Genomic DNA, 25,024 nt, shown 5'->3' on the forward strand with positions numbered 1-25,024 from the left:
GGGCACTAGTGAGCGGGTGTTCTTAAATAAGAAGAAAGCACTTGATTTATCCTTCATTGTTCGAAAAATCGTCAAATTTTATCCCGTAATAATGCGCATATTCTTTTTTCAGCGACTGCATTTTCTGCAGGGCAAGCTGGTTAAAAGAAGTGGGTTCTGCTGCCAGTTTTTCCTCCATTGCAGTGACTGCCTTGTAAAGTGAGGCTTCATAAGCAGGGACCGCATCGTCATATGGCTTCAGAAGATTAGGGCTGACAATGCGCTTTTCGTACTGAGCCAGTGCTTTTCGTTCATGGAAGAACACTTCAGTCTCATGAGGATGATGCAGATCTCCCTGCTTGGGATGAATAAGAACGGCAGTGACTTTAACAACCACGCCGTTCGGATGATCACTTACTTTTTCTACAATATAGCGTCCCGTTTTAAATGAAAGTTGATAATACATGTTCGTCATCCTTTTGTGTTAATATATTATGGTACTTATCATATCATGAAGGAGCAGTTATCATGACTAATTTTCCGCAATTAAATACAGAAATATCAGAAAACGAACGTGTCGTTGACATGGTTACATCAAAAGGGACAATGAAAATTAAATTGTTCCCTGAAATTGCACCGAAGACGGTTGCCAATTTCATTCAGCTCGCTGAGCAGGGTTATTATGAAGGCATTACTTTCCACCGCGTGATCAATGACTTTATGATTCAAGGCGGCGACCCGACCGGTACAGGAATGGGCGGCGAAAGTATTTACGGCGATTCATTTGAAGATGAGTTCTCAATGAATGCCTTCAATCTTTACGGGGCATTGTCTATGGCAAATGCCGGCCCGAATACGAATGGTTCTCAGTTCTTCATCGTCCAGATGAAACAGGTTCCGGCGCAGATGCTGTCACAGTTAAAGCAGGGCGGCTGGCCTGAAGAAGTTGTCGATGCCTATGCAGAACGCGGCGGTACACCATGGCTTGACCAGAAGCATACCGTGTTCGGACAAGTGATTGAAGGACTGGATGTATTAGAAGCGATCGCTGATGTTAAAGTCGGCCCGCAGGATAAACCGGTTGAAGATGTCACTATCGAAACAATTAATATTATCAAGTAGTCCCTTGCATCAATAAGTCATGAAATGTTCATGACTTATTGATTTTTTTATATTTTCATCATGCTATAATTTGATAGATTAGGAGCGTGATAAACAATGATGGATTTTCTATACTTCCCAGAAAATAAAATGGAGTACATCCCGGCAAGTATTACATTATTATGCTTTATGCTGCTTGCTTATATAGCTTATCGCCTTTTCAAACGTCACTCGGTTCGTGAAGAAGCGAAGATGAAAGCGTTCGAAGAGGAAGTCATGAAACGTCTGGAAAGCGGAGAACTGTATAATGAACGCTGAATTTAATATCGAACTTTACAAACTGATAGCTGACTGGAACCCGATGAAGTTTGAGGACGCATCGATGGGCGACCAGGAAGTCTATGACTGCATGGACATCATTCATCAGACTGATGACCGCGATGAAACGGTGAAACGTATCCAGCATGTCTATCACTTCAGTTTTGACCAATATATACCTGCAGAAGAGATTCACCTTCTGCTGGACCGTGTGGCCACTTTAAATATGCAATGTAAGTTATAGAATGTTAGGTCATTGCCACTCATTATGGTAAACTTAGTTTATTAATAATGAGGAGGGGCATGGCAGTGAAGAATAAGTACAAAAAAGGCCAGTTCATTAAAGTCAAAGTAACTGGTATTCAGCCTTATGGTGCCTTTGTTGAAACCCCCGATCATGTAGAAGGCTTAATTCATATTTCTGAAGTGATGAACGATTATATTCATAACTTAAACCTTTTTCTGACAGTCGGCCAGATTGTCAAAGCGAAAGTGATTGATGTGTCAGAAGATGGTAAGCTTAATTTATCGTTAAAGGAAAATGACTACTTTAAGCGTCATGAACGGAAAAAAGAAAAGAAATCTGTGCTTGAGGAATTGAATCAGACAGATGCCATAGGGTTCGAGTCGTTGAAGCAGAAACTGCCGGAATGGGTAGCGCGTGCAGAACGTATACAGTGACCTGTAAAAAAGAGCGGTAATGATACCGTTCCTTTTTACAGGTTATTTTTATGCATTAATAATGTAGAAAGCGCCAGATTTATTCATAAATATGCATAAAAAATTTTTATGGTTGAATATGTGTGAAAAGGTTGAACTTCGTGCATTTTTTGTTCATTATAGATGTTGTAAGGGTTTTCTTAAAACCCAATTTCAAGGAGGTACTATAATGATTCCATATAAGCATGAACCATTCACTGATTTCACTGTAGAAGAAAATCAGCAGGCAATGAAGAAAGGTCTTGAAACGGTCAATGGTTACTTAGGTCAGGACTATCCACTGATTATCGGTGGCGAACGTATTATGACTGAAGATAAAGTACGTTCATACAATCCCGCTAAAAAAGATGAAACAATCGGTTTCGTATCTAAGGCGACTCAGGAGCATGCTGAACAAGCAATGGAAGTAGCTAAAGCAACGTTCGAAACTTGGAGATCATCGTCTGCTACTGTTCGCGCTGACATTTTATTCCGTGCGGCAGCAATCATCCGCCGCCGTAAATTTGAATTCTCAGCACTGATGGTTAAAGAAGCAGGGAAACCATGGAATGAGGCTGATGCAGATACTGCAGAAGCAATCGACTTTCTTGAGTTCTACGGCCGTGAAATGCTGCGTCTTAAAGATGGCGTCAAAGTAGAGAGCCGTCCAGGCGAATTCAACCGCTATGACTATATTCCGTTAGGTGTCGGCGTTGTTATCTCACCATGGAACTTCCCATTCGCTATTATGGCGGGTACGACTGTAGCACCGCTTGTCACAGGTAACACTGTGTTATTAAAACCTTCATCAAACACATTAGTAGTTGCCTACAAATTTATGGAAGTATTAGAAGAAGCGGGCATGCCTAAAGGGGTTGTTAACTTTATCCCTGGTTCATCACGCGATATCGGTGACTTCATCGTCGATCACGTTGATACACGCTTTATCTCATTCACTGGCTCACGCGACGTCGGTGTGCATATTTACGAGCGTGCTGCCAAAGTTCACGAAGGCCAGTTAAACTTAAAACGCGTCATCGCTGAAATGGGCGGTAAAGATACAATTGTCGTTGACTCAGAAGCTGATTTAGAACTTGCAGCTGAAGCAATCGTTAAATCTGCATTCGGATTCTCCGGCCAGAAATGTTCCGCATGTTCAAGAGCAATCGTCCTTGAGGATGTATACGATGAAGTCATCGCTAAAGTTAAGGAAAAAACAGAAAAATTAACAGTAGGTAACCCTGAAACAAATGAACACTTCATGGGTCCTGTTATCGATGAAAATTCATTGAATAAAATTAAGGAATATATTGAAATCGGTAAAAATGAAGATGGCGGTACAGTGCTTGTCGGTGGAACAACTGACGAAGAAGAAGGTCACTTTGTCCATCCAACAGTCTTCGTTGATGTCAAACATGATTCACGCATCATGAAAGAAGAGATTTTCGGTCCGGTCGTCGGCATCGCAAAAGCTAAAGACTTCACTGAAGCGATCAAATTTGCGAATGATACGGATTATGGTTTAACAGGAGCTGTCATCACGAACAACCGCGAACATTTAGAAGAAGCGCGCCGTGATTTCATGGTCGGTAACCTATACTTCAACCGCGGCTGTACAGGCGCAATCGTTGGCTATCAGCCATTCGGTGGTTTCAAAATGTCTGGTACAGATTCTAAAGCCGGCGGTCCGGATTACTTAGTGCTTCACATGCAAGGTAGAACATCTTCAGAAATGCTGTAATACAATAATCAATGGCAGTAGTGCATGATGCACTACTGTTTTAATGAAAAAGGGGATAACAATGACTAAATCAACTGAAATCATCGAACAGACTAACCACTACGGCGCACCAAACTATCATCCACTGCCAATCGTTATTTCAGAGGCTGACGGCGTATGGGTAAAAGATCCAGAAGGCAATAAATATATGGACATGCTGTCTGCTTACTCTGCAGTGAACCAGGGCCACCGCCATCCAAAAATCGTGCAGGCATTAAAAGATCAGGCGGACCGCGTGACATTAACATCTCGTGCATTCCATAGTGATCAGCTGGGTCCTTGGTATGAAAAAATCTGCAAGTTAGCAAACAAAGAAATGGCTCTGCCGATGAACACAGGTGCTGAAGCAGTGGAAACTGCGATCAAAGCAGCGCGCCGCTGGGCATATGATGTTAAAGGCGTTGCCGATAATCAAGCGGAAATCATCGCGATGAAAGGGAACTTCCACGGACGTACGATGGCCGCTGTATCATTGTCAAGCGAAGCTGAATACCGCCGTGGTTACGGCCCGCTGCTTGGTGGTTTCAAATTAGTTGATTTCGGTGATATCGAGCAGATCAAAGCAGCAGTCACACCTAACACAGCTGCCATCTTACTTGAACCGATTCAAGGGGAGGCAGGAATCATCATCCCGCCAGAAGGTTTCCTGAAAGAAGTACGTCAATTATGTGATGACAATAACATTTTGTTCATTGCAGATGAAATTCAGGCAGGCTTATGCCGTTCTGGTAAATTCTTCGCTACAAGCTGGGAAGATGTTGAACCTGACATGTACATTCTCGGCAAAGCATTAGGCGGCGGTGTCTTCCCGATTTCATGTGTGCTTGCTGACAAAGAAGTGCTTGAAGTGTTTAATGCAGGTTCCCACGGTTCAACATTCGGTGGAAATCCGCTTGCATGTGCCGTATCTGTTGCAGCTTTAGATGTTCTTCTTGACGAAAATCTTGCTGAACGTTCAAATGAACTCGGTGAATACTTCAAAGCTGAACTTAAGAAAATTGATAACCCAGTGATTAAAGAAGTGCGTGGACGCGGCTTATTCATCGGTGTGGAATTAACGGAGAATGCTCGTCCATACTGTGAACAGCTGAAAGAATTAGGACTGCTGTGTAAAGAAACTCATGACACAGTCATTCGTTTTGCACCACCACTAGTTATTTCTAAAGAAGATCTTGACTGGGCAATCGAACAGGTTAAGAAAGTATTCACGAAATAATTATTTGATAGCGTTTACAAAAAATCAATTAGACCATTTTATTTAACCTTTAGTGTGTTACAATGGTTAACGAATAATTATTTTAAAAAGAGGCGAAGAGGATAATGACGGAACATTTAAACTTAGTATCATCAACTCAAGTAATTATTAAAGATGCATTGGACAAGCTGGGCTTTGATGAAGGTATGTATGAATTAGTCAAAGAACCGATGCGTTTGCTGACAGTTAGAATTCCAGTCCGTATGGATGACGGGACAGTTAAAACATTCACAGGTTACAGAGCACAGCATAATGACGCTGTCGGACCGACAAAAGGCGGCGTACGTTTTCATCCGGAAGTTGATGAAGATGAAGTGAAAGCGTTGTCCATGTGGATGACATTGAAGTGTGGAATTGTTGATTTACCTTACGGTGGTGGTAAAGGCGGTATCGTCTGTGACCCACGTCAAATGAGTATTCATGAAGTAGAACGTTTGAGCCGCGGCTACGTACGTGCTATTTCTCAGATTGTCGGGCCGACAAAAGATATTCCGGCGCCGGACGTCTTCACTAACTCACAGATTATGGCATGGATGATGGATGAATACAGCAAAATGGATGAGTTCAATTCTCCTGGGTTTATCACTGGTAAGCCGATTGTACTGGGTGGTTCACAAGGTCGTGACCGTTCTACCGCTCTTGGTGTCGTTATCGCTATTGAAGAAGCAGCGAAACGCCGTGGTAAAACAGTGAAGGATTCTCGTGTCGTCATTCAAGGTTTCGGGAATGCCGGCAGCTTCCTTGCTAAATTCTTGTACGATGCTGGTGCTAAAGTTGTCGGTATCTCTGACGCACACGGTGCACTGCATGATCCTAACGGGCTTGATATTGATTACCTGCTTGACCGTCGCGACAGCTTCGGTACAGTGACGAATCTGTTTGAAGATACAATCACTAATAAAGAACTGTTTGAGTTAGATTGTGACATTCTTGTCCCTGCTGCGATCTCTAACCAGATTACAGAAGAGAATGCGCATGATATTAAAGCGGATATCGTTGTAGAGGCGGCTAACGGTCCAACAACAATGGAAGCTACAAAAATTCTGACAGACCGCGGCATCCTGCTTGTACCGGACGTACTTGCAAGTGCAGGTGGTGTAACAGTTTCTTACTTCGAATGGGTTCAGAACAACCAAGGTTACTACTGGACAGAAGAAGAAGTTAACGAAAAATTACGCGAAAAATTAGTAAAAGCATTTGATACTATTTATTCATTATCCGAAAATCGTAAAATTGATATGAGACTGGCTGCTTATATTGTCGGTATTAAACGTACAGCAGAAGCTGCACGTTACCGCGGCTGGGCATAAGCTGTTAAACACACTCACCTCATGTGAGTGTGTTTTTTAATGGTGTGAGCATATTAATTTAATCATGCTGCGATTACCTATACACTTATGACTATCAACTATTGGAGGTTATTTATGAATTCATTTACATTCTATAATCCGACGCAACTTGTTTTCGGTAAAGACAGTATTGAAAAGCTGCCGGCAATGATTAACCAGTTTACATCAGGTACTAAAGTACTCATCACTTACGGCGGCGGCAGTATTAAACGCACCGGTCTTTATGACCGTGTCATCGGCCTGCTTGAAGGATTTGAAGTGTTTGAACTTGAAGGGATTGAACCAAACCCGCGTCTTTCTACTGTGAAAAAAGGGGTTCAGCTTGTAAAGGATAATAATATTGACTTCATTCTTGCAATCGGCGGCGGCAGCGTTATCGATGGTACGAAACTGATTTCAGCTGCGAGCACGATCGATGAAGACCCATGGAAAATCGTGACTCGTGAAGTGACACCGACAGCGGCTGTGCCGTTCGGTACGATTTTAACGATTGCTGCAACAGGTTCTGAGATGAATTCAGGCAGTGTCATCACGAACTGGGAGACGAATGAAAAACTAGGCTGGGGTTCACCGCTAGTCTTCCCTAAATTCTCACTGCTTAACCCGGAAGTGACGTATACACTGCCGAAAAATCAGACGGTCAATGGCATCGTTGACTCTATGAGCCATCTGCTTGAACAGTATTTCAATGAAGCTGACAACAGTGCCGTCGGTGATGCGATGATTGCAGGTGTGATGAAAGCAATTATGAAAGCAGGTCTTGCCGTGCAGGATGAGCCTGAAAACTATGAAGCACGCGAAACACTGATGATCGGTGCGACGGTTGCTTTGAATGGCTTTATGCGTATGGGCTATAACGGTGACTGGGCGACTCACAACATTGAGCATGCTGTCAGTGCCGTTCATGATATTGCCCATGGTGCAGGCCTTGCCGTGTTATTCCCGGCATGGATGACATATGTCAGCGGGAAGTCACCGGAACGCTTCGCACAGTTTGCAGAAGATGTCTTTGATGTCGATGCATCATTACCACAGGAAGAAAAAGTGAAGGCCGGCATAGCAGGTATCACTGATTACTGGAAGGCTATCGGTGCACCGTCAAGCTTGAGTGAATTTGATATTCCTGAATCAGATTTTGAAGTATTTGCGGATAAAACATTGTTCAACGGTCCGTTCGGAAATTTCTACAAATTGAATAAAGAGGACGTCATTGAAATCTATAAATTGGCACACTAAATTTAAGTAAAGACTCTATCTTTTTAGAGTCTTTTTTATTTTGGCTCTGTAAAATTAGTTAAGTATTGATGAAAACAAACATATAGGGGTTGTAACTCGTTATGATAATGCTGTAATACATAATAAATAGCCAAGGAGGATTTTAAATGAAGAAACTCATCACATTAATGCTTGTCAGCTTAATCGGGCTTTTCGTTACCCCTCCGTATGTCGATGCAAAAAAACAAATACACTCTGTGATTGCTCACCGAGGTGCAAGCGGCTATGCGCCAGAGCACACATTCGCAAGTTATGATATGAGCCACTTTAACATGAACGCAGATTATATTGAAGTCGATCTTCAGATGACAAAAGATGGCCAGCTGGTTGCCATGCATGATGAAACTGTTGACCGGACAACTAATGGTACAGGGCTTGTTAAAGATTACACACTGGCTGAGCTTAAAGCACTGGATGCCGGCAGCTGGTTCAATGAAAAGTATCCTGAACAGGCACGCTCGGAATACGTCGGGCTAAAAGTACCGACACTTGATGAAGTGATTTCACGCTATGGCACGCAAGCGAAGTACTATATCGAAACTAAATCACCGGAAGTTTATCCGGGGATGGAAGAAATGCTGCTGAATACGCTCAGTCATCATGGTCTATTGAAGAAGAATCAGCTGAAAAAAGGACATGTGCTTATTCAATCATTCTCTACAGCCAGTCTCATTAAAGTGCATCAGCTGGATGCAGCGATTCCATTAGTGAAACTGATGGATAAAGGTGTTATTGATACATTAACGGATCAGCAGCTTAAAACATTGCGGAATTTAGTAGTCGGAATCGGACCGAACTATAAAGATTTGACCGCAGCTAATACAAAACGACTACATTCAAATGGATTGATTGTACATCCATACACCGTCAACACTGAAGCTGACATGAGACGGTTGAACAGTTATGGTGTAGACGGTGTTTTCACCAATTATCCTGATGTCTATAAACGGATTAACGAAGAAAAGAAAGTGAAATAATATTGTCGGGCGTGCTAATGCCCTGCTTTTTAACAGGTTAAGCAAGGCGTTTCATTGAGAACTTTACTGTAATAGAGTAAAATGATGGTGAGACGATATTCAGGAGGGTAATCATGACATATATTAAATTTGATTATGAGACAGCACTGACATTTTTTGGTCAGCACGAAATGGACCAAGTGAGAGATTTAGTCAAAAATGTACATCATACGATTCACGAAGGCAGTGGAGCGGGCAGTGACTTTTTAGGCTGGGTGGACTTACCTGAAAACTATGATAAAGAAGAGTTTGACCGCATTAAAAAAGCATCAGAGAAAATTAAATCAGATAGTGAAGTACTGCTTGTGATCGGCATTGGCGGTTCATATCTCGGCGCACGTGCAGCGATTGAAATGCTGTCGAATTCATTTGATAACTTCGCACCGCAGGAAGGCCGTCCGCAGATTATTTTTGCAGGTCATCAGTTATCTTCATCCTATACAACAGACTTGATAAAGTATCTCGACGGCAAAGATTTCTCAATCAATGTCATCTCTAAGTCCGGGACAACGACAGAACCTGCAGTGGCATTCAGAATCTTCAAGAAGCTGCTTGAAGAGAAGTACGGCAGAGAAGAAGCGAAATCACGTATTTATGCGACAACAGACAAAGCAAAAGGTGCATTGAAATCACTTGCTGATACAGAAGGCTATGAAACATTCGTCGTGCCTGATGACGTCGGCGGCCGTTATTCAGTGCTGACAGCTGTCGGCCTTCTGCCGATTGCAGCAGCGGGAATTGATATCGACCAGATGATGACAGGGGCAGCAGATGCGAGAAATGATCTGTCTTCTTCTGAGCTGGAAGATAATATCAGCTATCAGTATGCTGCCATCCGCAATATTCTCTACAATAAAGGCTATACGATCGAAATGCTGATCAACTATGAGCCGAGCCTGCAGCTGTTCAATGAATGGTGGAAGCAGCTGTTCGGCGAATCAGAAGGCAAGGACTTTAAAGGGATTTATCCGTCAAGTGCGAACTTCTCAACTGATCTTCATTCGTTAGGTCAGTATGTCCAGGAAGGAAGACGCGACTTATTTGAAACGGTCATCAAAGTGGCAGAGCCGAGAGCAGATATTACGATTGAAGAAGAGGAAAATGATCTGGATGGTCTGAACTTCCTTGCAGGACGGACGATGGATTATGTCAATACGAAGGCGTTCCAGGGAACACTGCTTGCCCATACAGACGGCGGTGTGCCGAACTTAGTTGTTGAGATTCCTAAGCAGGATGCTTACACATTCGGTTACCTTGTCTACTTCTTTGAACTCAGCTGTGCGATGAGCGGCTATCTCCTCGGGGTCAACCCGTTCAATCAGCCTGGTGTTGAAGCCTACAAACAGAATATGTTTGCACTGCTCGGTAAACCAGGTTATGAAGATAAAAAGGCAGAACTTGAAGAACGCCTGAATAACTAAGCTTTAAAGAAAACCGCATAGCGGTTTTCTTTTTATTTTGGCCTTTATAGTTTAAACTGGTAGTCAATAACAAAAAAATATTAAAGTAGGTTATGTAATGACAGAGTGGGTTCATCATTATTTATCAGAGGATTCTGTGATGGGCTGGATTGAAAAATTTAAATCGTTTGGCATTATTATTGCATTTCTTCTGCCATTTCTAGAAGCTTTCTTTCCAGTGCTGCCGCTTGTTGTATTTGCCGTGGTTAATTCTAACGCCTATGGGATTATCCCGGGCTTTTTGTTGACGTGGAGCGGTGCGATGACAGGTGCCTATGCGGTTTTTCTCATCATCAGATATTTTTCTGAAACAAAGTTCATTAAGAAGTTCACGGACCGTCCGCAAGTCCATCGTTTCATTGAATCAGTCAATGCCCGAGGTGTCATACCCTTATTCATACTGCTCTGTTTTCCGTTTACACCGTCCAGCGTCATCAATATCGTAGCTGCTTTATCTAATATAAGACAGCGGGAATATTTGCTGGCTGTCGGTCTCGGGAAAGCCGTGATGCTGCTGATTCTCAGTTTTATCGGTGCAGATATTAAGTCGTTCTTCGCCCAGCCCGACAAGGCCGTGCTTGTCGTGCTGCTGCTTGTTCTGCTATGGTGGGCAGGTAAAAAACTGGAGTCTTATTATAATAGAAAAACAGGTAAAAAATAATGAGAAAATGGTTAACCTTTATTATTTTAAGTCTTGTTTTAATTATTGTCATCCGTTCATTTATCATCACTACTTATGTCATTGAAGGAAAGTCCATGGAACCTTATTTCCATTCTGGTGACAGGGTTGTCGTCAATCTGCTTGAAGATGTTTTTTTCCCTCTCCGGTCTAAAGATATCATCTTCTTCAGGCTGAATGACCATGACACATTCGTCAAACGTATTATCGCAGCACCGGGCGATTATATAGCAGTTCATCATAGTCAGGTTTTTGTTAACGGGGAGCAGGTGACAAAGCGGCCTGCTGATTACAGCAGTCTGCTTAAAGTGGAAGGTATGAAGGAACAAATTGTGCCTGAAAAATGTTATATTGTATTAGGGGATAATTTAGCGGACAGCATTGACTCCAGGGAGTACGGCTGTGTCAACGAATATTATATCCTTGGTAAAGTAATCAATACATACTGGCATAAAACAACTAATTAACGAGGTGGCTTTTTTGAAAAAAGAATTATATGAATGGCTTTCAGCTATCGGAATAGCATTAGTGCTGCTATTCGTCATCCATCAGTTTTTATTCCTGACTTATTCAGTCAAAGGCGATTCCATGTATCCGACGTTGAAGGACGGAGAAAAAGTCATCGTCAGCAGAATCAATTATACGCTCGGCAAAATCAATGAAGGAGACGTCATCGTCTTCCATGCCGATAAAAAATCCGATTATGTCAAACGGGTCATCGGTGTCGGTGGAGACACAGTGATGTATAAAGATGACACGTTGTATATCAACAATAAAAAAGTGAAAGAACCATACCTTGATGAGAACAAGCTTGCAAAGACGAATGTACTGTTAACTGAAAACTTTTCTGTGAAAGATTTAGTAAATTCCGGCGGTAAGTCAAAAATCCCGAAAGGCGAGCTGCTTGTGCTCGGCGATAACCGGGAAGTAAGTAAAGATAGCCGTTATTTCGGGCTTATCAAGGAAAAACAGGTGGTCGGTGAAGTCGTCTTAAGATTCTGGCCGTTCAATGTGTTCCATTATAATTTTGACCCTGCCACTGAAAAATAAGACCATTAATCAACACTTTTTATACTTGTATAAAAGGTGTTTTTTAGTCAGGAGGATAAGATGACCGTTCAATTATTACTTGGTAGACGAGGCAGTGGAAAGACGTACCAGATGATGTCCGAGATTAAAGAGAAGATTGTAGCAGAGCCGCTCGGCGATCCTGTCATATTAATCGCACCGAAACAGACGACATTTTCGCTGGAGCAGAGTTTTGCGGCTGATCCGGCGATTAAAGGAAGTCTGAGGGCATCTGTCTACGGATTTGACCGCCTTGCCTGGCGCATTATGAGTGAAGAAGGCGGCTTGTCCGAGGAAATGATCTCGAAAGCCGGTATAGAGATGCTGACTTATTTGACGCTGAAAAACATGCAGGATGAGCTCATATTATTCGGCACATCTGCAAAGTATTATGGTTTCAGCCAGAAGTTGACTGAGACGATTAAGGAGTTCAAGAAATATAATGTGTCTCCTGACGCATTGATGGAGCTGAGCCGACAGGACGTGGCTGTTCGTACGCAGCATAAACTGCATGACATCGGACTGATTTACGGAGCGCTTGAAGAACAGCTCGCAGGTCTTTATATTCAGTCAGAAGACATTATGCAATTTCTGTATGAACTGATTCCCGCTTCCCGTACGATCCGGCATGCTGATATTTACATCGACGGCTTCCATAATTTCACGACGATTGAATATGTCGTGCTCCAGCAGCTCGCAAAATATGCGAAGTCCATGACCTTGACCTTGACGCTTGATCCATCCAAAGAAAACGAAACGTTCAGAAAGACAAGAGAGACGATGGACCTGCTCGTTGAAAGTCTGCAGGAAATCAATATCCCGGTAGAAATCACCACATTGAAAGATGTCGCACGCTATAAAAATCCGAGCTTAAAAGTACTGGAACAGCAGTTTGACGCCCTGCTCCCTGCTGAAAGCCCGGTGAACGGCATTACGTTGAATGAGGCGGATCATATGAGAACTGAAACCGATGCCATCGTCAGAACCATCCATAAAAAGGCGCGGACCGGGGAGTTCCGTTACGCAGAAATGGCTGTTCTCTACCGCGACACATCTTATATTCCACTGGTGAAATCCATGTTTGATCAGTATGAGATTCCTTTTTACACGGATGATAAAGAACAGATGATTCATCATCCGGCGATCGAACTGATCCGCTCGCTGCTCGATTTCGTTGCGCAGCCATGGCAGAATGACCATCTGTTCAGAGCATTGAAAACAGGTTTATTGTCACGCCGATTTGATATCCAGGGCGATCTGATTCTTATCGATATGCTGGAGAACACTGTGATAGAACGGGGGCTGTCCTTTAACCGCTGGCTGGAAGATGACCGTTTCTTCTTTGATACAAGGAAGCCTTACAGCCAGGAAAACTGGGAGACGATGAACACGTTCCGCCAGTATGTCACGAAACTGCTGCTTGGTTTTACAGAGCAGATTAAGGCGGTGGAGCGGGCTGAACAGTTTGCCGCGCTGCTCTATAATTTTCTTGTGGAAATTAAAATTCCGGACTACTTGATGGCAGAGAAGGACCGTTTCGTTCAGCTCGGTATGAATGAAGAAGCGCTGAAAAATGAGCAGGTCTATGAAGGCATCATTGACGTGATGGATGACTTCGTTGAAATGCTGGGTGATGAGCCCCTTGACTTTCAGACGATGAAGGAGATGTTTGATGTCGGTCTCGTTTCACTTGAATTCAGTTCAATTCCGCAGGCGCTGGATGAAATCCAGCTTCTGAACCTTGATCTTGCCCGCATTGAAAATATTCCATGTGTCTTTATATGCGGCTTCAATGAAGAGGTGCTGCCTCGGATGACTAAAGATAATGGATTGATTACAGACCAGGATAAAACAATGATAGAATCTTCCGGTGTGCTGAAGCTTGCGCCTTCAAGCGTTGCACTGACCATGGACGAGAGCTTTGTGGCTTATCAGGCTTTGACCCATGCGAGTACAGAACTGCATATTTATTATAGTTTGATGGGCGAAGATGGCAGCGCGAGACGGCCCTCCTCCTATATCAATCAGTTGAAAGCCATCTTCCCTGAACTCTCCACTCACGTCATTGCTGAAGACACACGTCCTGAGCAGCTTGTTGAGACTGTCAGAACAGGTATTCCTTATATTATCAGCCATCTGGAGGCACCGGAATGGTATGCAGTCGCAGAATGGATGAAGCGCATTCCTGTGTTTAATGAAGTCTATCGGCTCAAAGATTATACGAATGCTACGCTGCAGCTGAGTGAACAGCGGTCCGTTGAGCTTTACGGCGAGGAAATAAAGGCCAGTGTCTCACGGTTTGAGAGTTACAATAACTGTCCATTCCAGCATTTTGCTGCACACGGCTTAAGATTGAATGAACGAACGCCGTTTGAGTTTCAGCACTTTGAACTCGGTAACATTTTTCATCACGCCTTAAAGCTTATTTCCGAGGAAATAAAGGACTCCATTATAACGATGTCAAAAGAATCACTGCGGCGTTATGTGGAAGTGACGTTAAAAGACCTGCTGCCTGAAGTGCAGTATCAAGTGCTGTATTCAAGAGCGTACTATCAGTTTATGATCAATCAGATCACTAAAATATTGACCGAGACGTTGACTGCCCTGCAGTTCCAGCAGTCGCGCAGTCAGTTCAGAATGGCTAAGTTTGAGCAGAGCTTCAATGCAGACCCATCTCGTCGTGACCAGTTTGCAGTACAGAAGCTGTATACAAACAGAGGCATCCCGATTTCCATCCGCGGGCAAATCGATAGAATTGATGTGCTTGAAGGACGCGATAAAGATTATGTCAGTATTATCGATTACAAATCATCGAGCCATGAACTGGATCTCCGTGAAGTGTATTACGGCAAGCAGATGCAGATGCTCACTTATATGGACGTCGCCCTGCAGAACGATAAAAAAATCACAGCAAAACGTCTTTCACCGGCAGCGATGCTTTATTTCCATGTGAAGGCGCCGATGCTGAACTACAACAACCGCAATGATATTAAAGATCACGAGTTATCCTATTTAGAGCAGTTCAGGCTGCAGGGCTTTATCGTCGATGATCTTGAGATCGCTTCGAAGCTTGATACGACGCTTGACGTCGGTGTCAAGTCAGCGGTTATCCCGGCTAAACTTAAAAAAGACGGCACATTTTACAGCAGCTCAAGAACACTGTCAGAACGTGAAATAAGAAAGCTCATCGATATTAACCGCCACAACTTTGTGTCGACAGCAGAACATATTATGGACGGCCATACGAAAGTTGCGCCGCTTGAATTTGGCGGCAGGCTGCCGTGTCAGTTCTGTGCCTTTAAATCAACGTGCCATATTGACCCGCTGATTAATGCACAGGATGTCAGAACAGTAGATGAAAGCATTGATGTGAAAGCTATACTTAAGGAGGATGAGCATGAGACAGAAACCCATTGATTCTCAGTGGACAGATGCACAGTGGGAAGCGATCACGGCAGACGGCAGCGATATTCTGGTCGCGGCAGCAGCCGGCAGCGGCAAAACTGCTGTCCTCGTTGAACGAATCATCCAGAAAATAGTGAATGACAATTTAAGCCTGGATGAACTGCTTGTAGTGACATTTACTAACGCCAGCGCCCGCGAGATGAAAGAGCGCATACACGAGGCGATTCAGCGCGAAGCGATGAAGCAGCCGACTGACCATTTAAAAACACAGCTCGTCAAAATTCATGCCGCTGAAATCTCGACGCTCCACAGCTTCTGTCTGAAACTGATTGAACAGTATTACTATACTATTGACCTGGACCCGGCGTTCAGAACAGCAAGTGATGAAGAAGTATCACTGCTGCTCATGCAGTCGCTGGATGAAGTGATGGAGCAGCACTACGGGACGCCTGACGAAGATTTCCTGAGAACCGCGCTCCATCTGTCGACAGACCGCCATGACCAGACACTCCGGCAGACGATTAAACAGCTGTATTACTTTGCCATTGCCAATCCTGAGCCTGAACAGTGGCTGCAGCGCTTATCAGACAACTACAGCGCACTGTCTATCGATCATCCGCTGTTCCAGCGGCTGACAGCTGTCATTACCGATGCTGTAAAGTCGGCGGCTGAACTGCTGACCGAAGCAAGTCTGCTGCTTGACGGCCCGGCATACGAAAAGCACTATCTTGCTGTAGAACCTTATGCGAGAAGATTAGAAGGGCTATCAGGTGATTTTGAGAAGCTCTATGAGCAGTTCATGGCGCTTGACGGCCTGCAGATTCCCGCCTTCAGATTTTCGAAGAGTGTCGAGGAGATGCGTCATGATGAGCTGACTGAAGCACGTATCAAGCAGCTGCTAAATGAAGCGAAAGCTCAGCTGGAGAGCGTACGCCATGATTATTTCTATGCGGCACCCGCTGACATGATGGCAGATATAGAAGCGATGGCTGCTGAAGTAAAGACATTGACTAATCTAACGCAGGATTTAATCGTGCATTTCCGGCAGAAGAAACGCGAACGCAAAATTCTTGATTTCAGCGACTATGAACATCTGGCACTGCAGATCTTAATGCAGCACAATGAGCCGACACCGATTGCTGAAGCGTTAAAAACACGTTATAAGGAAATACTTGTCGATGAGTATCAGGATACGAACAGAGTGCAGGAGACAATCGTACAGCTTATCAATAACGATCATCTCTTTATGGTCGGCGACGTTAAGCAGTCCATCTATAAGTTCCGTCAGGCAGAGCCCGGCTTATTTCTTGAGAAATACAAACGGTTCAATCAGACAGATGATGGCATCGTTATTGACTTGTCGCGCAATTTCAGGTCAAGAGAGCCAGTCATTGAAGACACGAATGCGGTCTTCCGCAGACTGATGGACGAAGAAGTGGGGGAGATTTCATACGATGAGAAGCAGCAGCTTTATTACGGCGCACCGTTTGATGATAATCACACAGCGACAGAACTTACAGTCCTGGTAAAAGATGACATCGATACTCCGGCAGCTGAAAGTGAATGGATAGCGCACAAAATTAAAGAGATTGTTCAGCACGAACAAGTTTATGATATGAAAACCGGTGTTTACCGGCCCGCTGAGTACCGGGATATTGTTGTGTTAGAACGCAGCTTTACTCAGGCGAACGATCATCAGACAATCATGAAGAAATATGGGATTCCATTTCACGTCAACAGTAGAACTGGTTATTTTCAGACGGATGAAATACGGACGATAATGAGTCTGCTGCGAATCATCGATAATCCGCTGCAGGACATCCATCTCGTCGGAATACTCCGTTCACTGCTCTATCAATTTGATGAAGTGGAGCTTGTGGAGATAAGACTGAGCAATAAAGACATTTATTTCTTCAATAATTTAACGGAATATGTCGAAGTGCATGATAATGCACTTAGTCAGAAAGTTACTCAGTTTCTCACAGACTTGTCACTGTACCGGGAATGGGCGAGAACGCTGAGCGTCAGACAGCTGCTTGAAGCCGTATACAGCAGACTATTTGTTGTGGAGAAGTTCGCGATTTTGACAGGAGGCGCACAGCGGCAGGCGAACCTGCTCGGCCTGCTTGCGAAAGCAGAAGATTTCGAAAGATCCAGTTACCGCGGGCTGTATCAGTTTATCCGCTACGTCGATAACATGCTGAGTGAAGGCAAGGATTTCGGTGAAGTGAACATTGTTTCTGAAGAAGCGGATGTCGTCCGCATGATGACCGTACACGCCAGTAAAGGGCTGGAGTTTCCGTTTGTCATCTATGCCGGGCTCGGAAGGGAATTCAATATGATGGATTTGAACGGGATGGTGCAGCTTAATCAGAACTTAGGGCTTGCGATAAGCTATTATGATCCAATCCGGCACTTAAGTTATCCGACATTGATGAATCATCTGTTCAAGCATGTCGCCCGCATTGAAATTATCTCCGAAGAAATGCGCTTAATGTATGTGGCATTCACTAGAGCAAAGGAACGGCTGATTCTGCTCGGTAAAGCATCCCGCAGAAATATTGAGAGCTGGACGCAGGTTAAACTCGCGGGTACATTAGACGAGCGCTTCAGACGCGGTGCTTCGTCACCGCTCGCGTTGATTATCGGCAGTGTGCTTAACGAATCAGCGCCGCTGACTGACATTCAAGTACAGCTTGTGGCATCGCTCGAACAGTCAGCTGAGATAGACCAGACAGAGGACGCTGTGTTGTCCGCTCAAACCGCAGACTGGCTGAATGAGCGTATGAACTATCATTATCCTTTCACTCAGATGAACAAACTGCCGACCAAAGAATCAGTCTCCGATATTAAACGGCAGACTGAAGTAGATGACGGTGCGACAACGTGGACACTTGTCAACCAGTATCAGCTGGACCGGGCGTCTTACGAGCGGCCGAAGTTTATGACTGAGAAGAAACGCACAGCTGCTGAACGCGGAACTTTAATGCATACCGTGATGCAGCATTTCCCTTACCAAGGTCACGAGCTGTCAGCAGATGAACTGTCACAGTTTCTTGCGCAGCTTATTGCGAAAAAAATCATTGGGACAGAAGACATCAAAGAGATTGATTTAGAAGCGCTTGTTCGATATACACATTCACCGTTATACAAGATGATCAGTGAGTCGAAGGCAGTGTACACCGAGCTGCCGTTTGTCATCGGAAAATCTTATTTGACAGGTGAAGGGCTTGCTGATGCACCGATGGAACAGCTGGTGCAGGGGATGATTGACTGTGTCTTCATCTATGAAGGAAAGTATTATTTCGTCGATTTCAAGACGGACCGTTTTATTGCACGGAGAGGCCAGTCTAAAGCAGAAGTGGCCGAGCAGCTGAAGCAGCGTTACAAGATTCAGATGCAGTTTTACAAGAAAGCATTGGAAGAAATGGTCAAGGAGCCGGTCACAGGCTTTCTGTATTTTTTTGAGTATCAAGAGGTAGAGGTTTAATCATGAAATATAATTTATTCATCATACTAGCAACCATGCTTGTTATAGTGGAGGAGAGCATTAACTTCTCTCATCCTATCCGTGTCACTCTGCCGCTTTCGTACTTTTCAGACGACCAGCAGCAGGAGTTCATGCTGATAATCTTTCTAGTGCTTGGCACGGGATATGCACTGCTGGCGCTGCTGCTCAGCCGCGCTGTCCGCAGCTGGTCATATACTCAGTGTGCTTTCATACTGGCAGCAGGGATGATCGACAAAGTCTTCATCAATCCGCATAGCATGATTCTTTTCTTAGGAGTAGCAATACTTGTTGCAAAATGGGTGATGGCCGGCAGCTACCCAGAGTATCTGCTCGGCATCGTCTTATTAGGTGCAGGTATAATTGTCGGACTGCCGCTGCTCATACTGTCGTTATTCAATGAAACGTTTTTAAATGTCGCGCTGTTCCAGCATTTAATACAACTTTATCAGTCGAATGACTATATGGCCTATGTACAAGAGAACGTGTTGACAAGCCCGCTCCGGGAATTGGCGGTGACTGCTTTCATCATCCTGCCGTTTCTGTTGCTGGGCGACCATACAGCACGCTTCGTCTCCCATTATAAGTGGGGGACAGTACTTGGCGCTTCTATGATGCTTGCACTCGGGACCATCATTAAAGTGTTGAGCCGTTTCACTGAATCAGCAGCGGCGTTTGACCTCATTGTGCTGCTCGGCGGTGCCTGTCAGGCTCTCGGCCTATTTATGGCAGCAGCGCTCGTCATTAAGTATTACCGGATTGATTGGCTTGTTCTAGCTGTTGTGCTCATCACCGCTGAGCTGTTAATGCTCCTTGTTTTTACAGGTATCGGCTTCGGTGACTACAAGGTCATGCTGCTTGATACTATTCTGTTACGCAGTATGATAATCGGCTTATTAACAGCTGTCATACTGATAATCTTCAGTTATTTCAGAAAGTCTGCCGTAAACACATGATAAATATTCAAATATTCTGTATAATATGAACAAACACAGAAGGAGTTGTGCCAAATATGAAATTTCTATCATTTGAACATCAAGGTCAGAAAACTTACGGTGTCAAAGTAAAGCGTGAAGAAGCAGCGTGGATTTTGCCGAAAGTATTTGAAGCATTCGGGGAAAGCGATTATCCTAAAACATTGCTGGAAGGCCTTGAACAGAATGTATCAATCGATTTTCAGGAAGCTGTACGTAAAGTTGTGGTACAGGCTGAGAAAAGTGATGAGAAAGCACAATATAAAGTGAACTTCAGCGATATTAAATTTCTGCCGCCGGTCACACCGACCAACAATGTCATTGCGGTAGGGCGCAATTTTGCCAAACATGCAGAAGAGCTCAATAATACAGTAGATCGTCTCTATGTCTTCACTAAAGCACCATCCAGTCTGATTGGTGATGGCAACGAGATTCCACTTCACAGTGATGTCACTGAAGCGCTGGACTACGAAGGGGAGCTTGGAATTGTCATTGGTAAGTACGGCCACAAAATTCCAAAAGGGATGGCACTGGACTATGTGTACGGCTATACAATCGTCAATGATATTACAGCACGTGATCTGCAGAAAGCACATGCGCAGGCGTTCTTAAGTAAAAGTCTGCTCGGCGGCTGTCCGATGGGTCCTTATATCGTAACGAAAGATGAATTGCCGACACCTGAAAACGTCAATATTGTAACGAAAGTCAACAATGAGATTCGTCAGGACGGCAGCACAAAAGAAATGATTCTGAAAATCGATGACTTAATCGCAGAGATCTCAAAATATATTGCCCTGCATCCCGGCGATGTCATTGCAACAGGTACACCGAGCGGCGTTGGAGCTGGAATGAATCCTCCTGCCTATTTAAAAGCAGGTGATGAAATTAAAGTGACCATCGATGGTATCGGAACATTAGCCAATACAATCAGTGAAAAATAAATGACGCCCAGAGAAGATGGTTATCTTCTCTGTTTTTGTATTTCAAGCGTATATGTTAAAATGGAATAGGACTAATAAAAGGAGTTGAAAAACATGATTACAGGAATGCTGCACTTACATATTTTAAGCTGGGTCGCTGTATTAATCTTATTTTTTGCGGCTTATGAAAATTTCTCTGACCGTCTTGGGCCGAGCAAATATTTCAAACCGCTGCATATGCTGCTAAGAATATTCCTGCTGCTGACATTGATCAGCGGCGGCTACGTTTTCTTTCAGGCAATGGGAGCTAACGCGGCGCTTTACGGCATCAAATTTTTATTCGGCTTATTGACGATCGGGCTGATTGAAATGACACTTGCCCGCAAGAAAAAGAAGAAACCTTCTAGAAATTTCTTCTACTTAACGATTTTATCAGCATTGATCACCTTTGTCCTCGGCGCTTACTTGCCGCTCGGACCTATTACAGCTTTATTCCATTAATCACGGCCCGCTCAGTTGAGCGGGTCTTTTTTAATGGATGAATCTTATGAACATTTTATGACGATGAACACAACCATCAGCTGTTCTAGTATAATTGAAGTATTAACAGAATAAGAGGGAATGCTATGAAAAGAATATTATTGCTGCTATTGGTACTGTTAGTCGTGCCAAAACCAGTATTCGCTGAATCCAGTGTGCCACCAAGAATCTACAGTCTGGTTGTCGACCGCTTCATGAACGGCGATGAAATAAACAACCAGTACATTCACAATGATAAAAATGATAACCTTCCGTATGGCGGTGATTTTCAGGGCATCGAAAAGAAGCTGGATTATATTAAAGATATGGGGTTTGATACAGTACAGCTCTCACCGGTCTTCAAGCATCAGCAGCAGGATTACTTAGGTTATAAAGTGACGTCATATGATAAAGTAGATGATGTGTACGGCGGAGAGAAAAATCTTAAACAGCTGATCAAAGCAGTCCATCATAAGCATATGAAAATCATCATTGATATGCCCGCTGTTGCAACCGATGAGTTTACAGCGGCTGAGGAGACGAAGATGAATGCTGTCCAGCAGCAGTATTTTAAGAATACAGCGGTCATCGACCTTAATAATGCTAGAAATCAGCAGCTGTATAAGCAGAAGATGGAGCAGTTCACAGCAGAATTTAATGTCGACGGCCTGTCCATGTATGTGCTGCAGAACAATATAGACAGCAGCAAAATATTCCCGGCTCATTTGATGACCATCGCCATTCAGCCGAAGGGAACAGCAACTAAAAACTTTAAATACGTGCAAAAGGAAGAAACGACAGTTAAACTGGCCAATGCCTTTAAAACGACTGACCAGAACATTCCGGTCAGCTACAGCAGCAATGAAATACTAGCGGCTGATCAGTTTTTTATGCCGCGTTTCACAAAATATGCCGCTGATGAAAACATGTTCCCCGGTACACGTATTAAAGAGCTGATGAGCTACCTGCTCATTCAGAAACATCCAATAAGCATGACGTATGGTACTGAAATTGCGATGAACGGGGCAAAGATGCCGCAGATGCATCAGCTGCTTGATTTCAGAACAGATAAAGAAGTGACGGATTATTTGAATGATACTTCTGCTGTCTACAAAAAGTACAGTGAACTTTTTAAAGGACAGCCGAAAGTAATTCTTAACAAGTCAGGTAATCAGGTGATCTTTTATAATACTGACAAAGTAGACTTTGTCTACAACGTCAATAATTCCAGCAAAGCAACTAATGTAGCGCTCGGGAGAGATATTGTACCATCAGGTAAAATGATGAGCGGCCTGTTGATTGGTGATAGCATCCATGCGAAAGACGGTAAGTTCCATTTAATCACGAACCGTGAAGAAGCGGAACTGTACGCGGTCACAGCTGAGCGCGGATTGAACAACGGATATTTATATGCTGCTGGGACAATCGTCATTCTCTTCTCGGCTTTCATTATTACAGTAGCGAGACGGTCAAAGAACAATAAAGCTGCATAATAAGCGTTTACTAAAAACAGTATCCTGTTATTGATGATCAATAACAGGATACTGTTTTTATGGATGAAAGATGTTAAGCTCTATAGCCGATCATATTGACAATGTCTTTCGGTGAAGAATAAGGCGGCGCATAAGCAATTTCGATATCCTTGAAATCATCAACCGTTGCGCCGAAGCCCATAGCTGCCGCGATGATATCAATTCTTTTGTCGACACCTTCCTGACCGACTATACATGCACGCAGCAGCTGCCTGTTGTCTTTACGGTAATAGATGGAGATACAGGTGACACGGGCATCCGGTAAGTAGCTTGCATGATTTTTCTGCTCATAGCTGATATGCTCATAGTCGTAAGCTGCAAGTTCACTTTCACTAATACCGACACTTGCGATAGTATGATCAAAGAAACGAACAATGTTAGTGGCAAGGAGTCCTTTGAACCGCTCTTTATGACCGCTTAAGTTACCGGCAATTAAGTTAGCGCCGCGATGAGCTCCCCAGGCGAGTGCTACTGTTGTTGTCGTGCCGGTGTGCCGGTAAAATGTCTCTATGGCATCACCGAGTGCGTAAACATTGTCTGCCGTCGTCTCAAAATATTCATTGACTTTAATATAGCCTTTATCATTTAATTCGATGCCGCTGTGCGCAATGAATTCTGTATTCGGCGTTATGCCGATCGCTTCGATGACGATGTCAAAAGACTCACGGTGACCGGATTTGAATATCACATCATGTCCTTCCAGTGCGACGACTTCGTCATCCAGCAGGAGCCCAACCTGCTGCTCCGTGATGATATTCTTTAGGAGAGGGATGAACTGCTGATCCATCGCTGTCATGATATGTTCACTGCGGTTGGTCAGTGTAACGTCCAGTCCCCGGCACTTGAAGTTCTCAACCATCTCAATACCGATATAGCCGGCACCGATAATCAGAGCTTTCTGGACATCGTTAGTATCGATATACTGGTCGATTGCATCCGTATCTTCCAAGTTACGGAGCGGAAAGACGAAATCTGAATGCTTTGTTGCCGTCATACGCAGTGGCCGGCAGCCGGGACTTAAAATGAGGGCATCGTAATGATCCAGGAACGATTCACCTGTCGTATGATTGACGACCGTAATGAACTGGCCCGCTGTATCAATAGCTGTGACTTCATGGTCAGTGTTGACGGTGATCTGCTTATGCTGCTGAAATGACTCAGGCGTCGCCTGCAGCAGGCGCTCGCGTTCAGCAAACACTTTACCAAGATAATAGGGAAGTCCGCAGTTGGCAAAGCTCATATCCCGGTCTTTCTCATAGATGACAATGTCAGCGTCCGGCAGTGTTCTCCGGATTTGTGAAGCACTTGTTGCACCACCTGCGACAGCGCCGACGACAATGATCTTCATGAATGACCTTCCTTAAAATAATACATAGCAATCGTTCCTTGTCCAGTATGAGACGCGATTGTCGGGCCCAGCTCATGAATGTGAATAGTGCCGCCGCATTCCTGTGCTATTAAGTCAGCCAGCTGGCGGGCACCTGTTTCATCATTGGAATGACTGATGTTGATAACAGCACCATGACCGTCCTTTTTCAGCTGGGCGGCCATTTCTTTGAAGACTTTTTTTCTGCCCCGATATTTTCCGACTGGCACAAGCTGACCTTCTTCTACAGTCAGCAGTGGTTTAATATTGATAAGTGAACCGAGAACCGCCTGACTTTTGCTCAGACGTCCGCCTTTAGCAAGGTACGCCAAGTCTTCCACGGTGAACAAATGGACAATCGCCTCATGCATCTCATGAATCTGTGTGACAATCTCATCTTTTGTCATGCCTTGGTCCCGCAGACTGACGATATCAAGAATCTGCATGCCGAGTCCGCGGGATGCTGAACGAGAGTCAATGATCTCGATATCAAAGTCCGGAAAGCGCTCCGTCACTTGTTCTTTCACCATCACTGCTGACTGATAAGTGCCGCTCAGTGCACTGGAAAAGGCATAATAAATAGCCTGTTCACCTTTACCTGCAATTTCGGTAAACAGTTCTGTCAGCTGATCGATTGACACCTGGCTTGTCATCGGCCGTCTTCCTTGCTGAATCGCTTCATAAACCGTCTGATTATCAATTTCCAGCTGATCTTTATAGGACTTATCACCGATTGCGACAGACATCGGTAAAAAATCGAGGTTGTGCTGCTCAATTTCCTGAAGTGTCAAGTCACTTCCGCTATCTACTAATATACGCAT

Annotated in this window: 22 protein-coding genes; 19 read left to right on the forward strand and 3 right to left on the reverse strand. The window is 44.1% G+C overall.

Features of this window, described 5'->3' with window-relative positions; genetic code table 11:
• Positions 1–46: 46 nt before the first annotated feature.
• Positions 47–445 carry a sporulation phosphorelay system protein KapB gene (gene kapB / locus ERX35_RS01355; protein ID WP_149458109.1) on the reverse strand — a complete coding sequence of 133 codons (399 nt, stop codon included), beginning with the start codon at positions 443–445 and terminating at the stop codon, positions 47–49.
• A gap of 62 nt (positions 446–507) precedes the next feature.
• Between kapB and ERX35_RS01360 the strand changes: the two genes are divergently transcribed.
• From ERX35_RS01360 to ERX35_RS01450, 19 genes are all read left to right on the forward strand, one after another.
• Positions 508–1,101, forward strand: coding sequence for a peptidylprolyl isomerase (locus tag ERX35_RS01360; RefSeq protein WP_149458110.1), 594 nt, complete (start codon positions 508–510; stop codon positions 1,099–1,101).
• Between the two features lie 96 nt (positions 1,102–1,197).
• The gene (locus ERX35_RS01365; RefSeq protein ID WP_149458111.1) at positions 1,198–1,398 is read left to right on the forward strand and encodes a hypothetical protein; all 201 of its coding nucleotides are present in this window, start codon (positions 1,198–1,200) and stop codon (positions 1,396–1,398) included.
• A complete protein-coding gene (locus ERX35_RS01370) occupies positions 1,388–1,642 on the forward strand; it encodes a DUF1871 family protein (RefSeq protein ID WP_246143097.1) in 255 nt (84 codons plus the stop codon). The genes ERX35_RS01365 and ERX35_RS01370 overlap by 11 nt, the downstream gene beginning before the upstream one ends.
• Positions 1,643–1,707: 65 nt before the next feature.
• The gene (gene ygs, locus ERX35_RS01375) at positions 1,708–2,079 is read left to right on the forward strand and encodes a S1 domain-containing post-transcriptional regulator Ygs (RefSeq protein WP_149458340.1); all 372 of its coding nucleotides are present in this window, start codon (positions 1,708–1,710) and stop codon (positions 2,077–2,079) included.
• Between the two features lie 208 nt (positions 2,080–2,287).
• Entirely contained in the window at positions 2,288–3,838 is a 1,551-nt protein-coding gene (pruA, locus tag ERX35_RS01380) for an L-glutamate gamma-semialdehyde dehydrogenase (RefSeq protein WP_149458113.1), read from the forward strand.
• Positions 3,839–3,899: 61 nt separating this feature from the next.
• Positions 3,900–5,093, forward strand: a complete 1,194-nt coding sequence (locus ERX35_RS01385; protein ID WP_149458114.1) for an ornithine--oxo-acid transaminase — start codon at positions 3,900–3,902, stop codon at positions 5,091–5,093.
• Between the two features lie 104 nt (positions 5,094–5,197).
• Positions 5,198–6,442 carry a Glu/Leu/Phe/Val family dehydrogenase gene (locus ERX35_RS01390; RefSeq protein WP_149458115.1) on the forward strand — a complete coding sequence of 415 codons (1,245 nt, stop codon included), beginning with the start codon at positions 5,198–5,200 and terminating at the stop codon, positions 6,440–6,442.
• Between the two features lie 114 nt (positions 6,443–6,556).
• Entirely contained in the window at positions 6,557–7,717 is a 1,161-nt protein-coding gene (locus tag ERX35_RS01395) for an iron-containing alcohol dehydrogenase (protein ID WP_149458116.1), read from the forward strand.
• Positions 7,718–7,863: 146 nt separating this feature from the next.
• Entirely contained in the window at positions 7,864–8,733 is an 870-nt protein-coding gene (locus ERX35_RS01400) for a glycerophosphodiester phosphodiesterase (RefSeq protein WP_149458117.1), read from the forward strand.
• A 113-nt stretch (positions 8,734–8,846) separates the two neighbouring features.
• A complete protein-coding gene (locus ERX35_RS01405; protein ID WP_149458118.1) occupies positions 8,847–10,193 on the forward strand; it encodes a glucose-6-phosphate isomerase in 1,347 nt (448 codons plus the stop codon).
• A 97-nt stretch (positions 10,194–10,290) separates the two neighbouring features.
• Complete coding sequence (locus ERX35_RS01410) at positions 10,291–10,893, forward strand: TVP38/TMEM64 family protein (protein WP_149458119.1); 603 nt, start codon at positions 10,291–10,293, stop codon at positions 10,891–10,893.
• Complete coding sequence (gene lepB / locus ERX35_RS01415; RefSeq protein ID WP_149458120.1) at positions 10,893–11,378, forward strand: signal peptidase I; 486 nt, start codon at positions 10,893–10,895, stop codon at positions 11,376–11,378. Before ERX35_RS01410 ends, lepB (ERX35_RS01415) begins: the two co-directional genes overlap by 1 nt.
• A gap of 13 nt (positions 11,379–11,391) precedes the next feature.
• A complete protein-coding gene (gene lepB, locus ERX35_RS01420; protein WP_149458121.1) occupies positions 11,392–11,961 on the forward strand; it encodes a signal peptidase I in 570 nt (189 codons plus the stop codon).
• 60 nt (positions 11,962–12,021) lie between these two features.
• Positions 12,022–15,396: a helicase-exonuclease AddAB subunit AddB gene (gene addB / locus ERX35_RS01425; RefSeq protein ID WP_149458122.1), complete on the forward strand. Its 3,375-nt coding sequence runs from the start codon at positions 12,022–12,024 to the stop codon at positions 15,394–15,396.
• Positions 15,377–18,874, forward strand: a complete 3,498-nt coding sequence (gene addA, locus ERX35_RS01430) for a helicase-exonuclease AddAB subunit AddA (protein WP_170234498.1) — start codon at positions 15,377–15,379, stop codon at positions 18,872–18,874. Before addB ends, addA begins: the two co-directional genes overlap by 20 nt.
• Before the next feature lie 2 nt (positions 18,875–18,876).
• Positions 18,877–19,848 (forward strand): hypothetical protein, encoded by a 972-nt coding sequence (locus ERX35_RS01435; protein ID WP_149458124.1) that lies wholly within the window; start codon positions 18,877–18,879, stop codon positions 19,846–19,848.
• Between the two features lie 56 nt (positions 19,849–19,904).
• Positions 19,905–20,807 (forward strand): fumarylacetoacetate hydrolase family protein, encoded by a 903-nt coding sequence (locus ERX35_RS01440; RefSeq protein WP_149458125.1) that lies wholly within the window; start codon positions 19,905–19,907, stop codon positions 20,805–20,807.
• Between the two features lie 105 nt (positions 20,808–20,912).
• On the forward strand, positions 20,913–21,287 hold the full coding sequence (locus tag ERX35_RS01445; RefSeq protein WP_149458341.1) for a YisL family protein: 375 nt from the start codon (positions 20,913–20,915) through the stop codon (positions 21,285–21,287).
• A gap of 125 nt (positions 21,288–21,412) precedes the next feature.
• Positions 21,413–22,798, forward strand: a complete 1,386-nt coding sequence (locus ERX35_RS01450) for an alpha-amylase family glycosyl hydrolase (RefSeq protein ID WP_149458126.1) — start codon at positions 21,413–21,415, stop codon at positions 22,796–22,798.
• A 73-nt stretch (positions 22,799–22,871) separates the two neighbouring features.
• Here ERX35_RS01450 and ERX35_RS01455 read toward each other — a convergent pair whose 3' ends face one another.
• The gene (locus ERX35_RS01455; RefSeq protein ID WP_149458127.1) at positions 22,872–24,185 is read right to left on the reverse strand and encodes a CoA-disulfide reductase; all 1,314 of its coding nucleotides are present in this window, start codon (positions 24,183–24,185) and stop codon (positions 22,872–22,874) included.
• Positions 24,182–25,024, reverse strand: a complete 843-nt coding sequence (locus ERX35_RS01460) for a DegV family protein (protein ID WP_149458128.1) — start codon at positions 25,022–25,024, stop codon at positions 24,182–24,184. The genes ERX35_RS01455 and ERX35_RS01460 overlap by 4 nt, the downstream gene beginning before the upstream one ends.

Source organism: Macrococcus equipercicus (genome assembly GCF_004359525.2).
GTDB classification, from domain to species: domain Bacteria; phylum Bacillota; class Bacilli; order Staphylococcales; family Staphylococcaceae; genus Macrococcus; species Macrococcus equipercicus.

Bases quoted from the DNA above. Each gene is read 5' to 3' on its own strand.
- kapB (WP_149458109.1), bottom strand. From the start codon at position 445: ATGTATTATCAACTTTCATTTAAAACGGGACGCTATATTGTAGAAAAA.
- ERX35_RS01360 (WP_149458110.1), top strand. From the start codon at position 508: ATGACTAATTTTCCGCAATTAAATACAGAAATATCAGAAAACGAACGT.
- ERX35_RS01365 (WP_149458111.1), top strand. From the start codon at position 1,198: ATGATGGATTTTCTATACTTCCCAGAAAATAAAATGGAGTACATCCCG.
- ERX35_RS01370 (WP_246143097.1), top strand. From the start codon at position 1,388: ATGAACGCTGAATTTAATATCGAACTTTACAAACTGATAGCTGACTGG.
- pruA (WP_149458113.1), top strand. From the start codon at position 2,288: ATGATTCCATATAAGCATGAACCATTCACTGATTTCACTGTAGAAGAA.
- ERX35_RS01385 (WP_149458114.1), top strand. From the start codon at position 3,900: ATGACTAAATCAACTGAAATCATCGAACAGACTAACCACTACGGCGCA.
- ERX35_RS01390 (WP_149458115.1), top strand. From the start codon at position 5,198: ATGACGGAACATTTAAACTTAGTATCATCAACTCAAGTAATTATTAAA.
- ERX35_RS01395 (WP_149458116.1), top strand. From the start codon at position 6,557: ATGAATTCATTTACATTCTATAATCCGACGCAACTTGTTTTCGGTAAA.
- ERX35_RS01400 (WP_149458117.1), top strand. From the start codon at position 7,864: ATGAAGAAACTCATCACATTAATGCTTGTCAGCTTAATCGGGCTTTTC.
- ERX35_RS01405 (WP_149458118.1), top strand. From the start codon at position 8,847: ATGACATATATTAAATTTGATTATGAGACAGCACTGACATTTTTTGGT.
- ERX35_RS01410 (WP_149458119.1), top strand. From the start codon at position 10,291: ATGACAGAGTGGGTTCATCATTATTTATCAGAGGATTCTGTGATGGGC.
- lepB (WP_149458120.1), top strand. From the start codon at position 10,893: ATGAGAAAATGGTTAACCTTTATTATTTTAAGTCTTGTTTTAATTATT.
- addB (WP_149458122.1), top strand. From the start codon at position 12,022: ATGACCGTTCAATTATTACTTGGTAGACGAGGCAGTGGAAAGACGTAC.
- addA (WP_170234498.1), top strand. From the start codon at position 15,377: ATGAGACAGAAACCCATTGATTCTCAGTGGACAGATGCACAGTGGGAA.
- ERX35_RS01435 (WP_149458124.1), top strand. From the start codon at position 18,877: ATGAAATATAATTTATTCATCATACTAGCAACCATGCTTGTTATAGTG.
- ERX35_RS01440 (WP_149458125.1), top strand. From the start codon at position 19,905: ATGAAATTTCTATCATTTGAACATCAAGGTCAGAAAACTTACGGTGTC.
- ERX35_RS01445 (WP_149458341.1), top strand. From the start codon at position 20,913: ATGCTGCACTTACATATTTTAAGCTGGGTCGCTGTATTAATCTTATTT.
- ERX35_RS01450 (WP_149458126.1), top strand. From the start codon at position 21,413: ATGAAAAGAATATTATTGCTGCTATTGGTACTGTTAGTCGTGCCAAAA.
- ERX35_RS01455 (WP_149458127.1), bottom strand. From the start codon at position 24,185: ATGAAGATCATTGTCGTCGGCGCTGTCGCAGGTGGTGCAACAAGTGCT.
- ERX35_RS01460 (WP_149458128.1), bottom strand. From the start codon at position 25,024: ATGCGTATATTAGTAGATAGCGGAAGTGACTTGACACTTCAGGAAATT.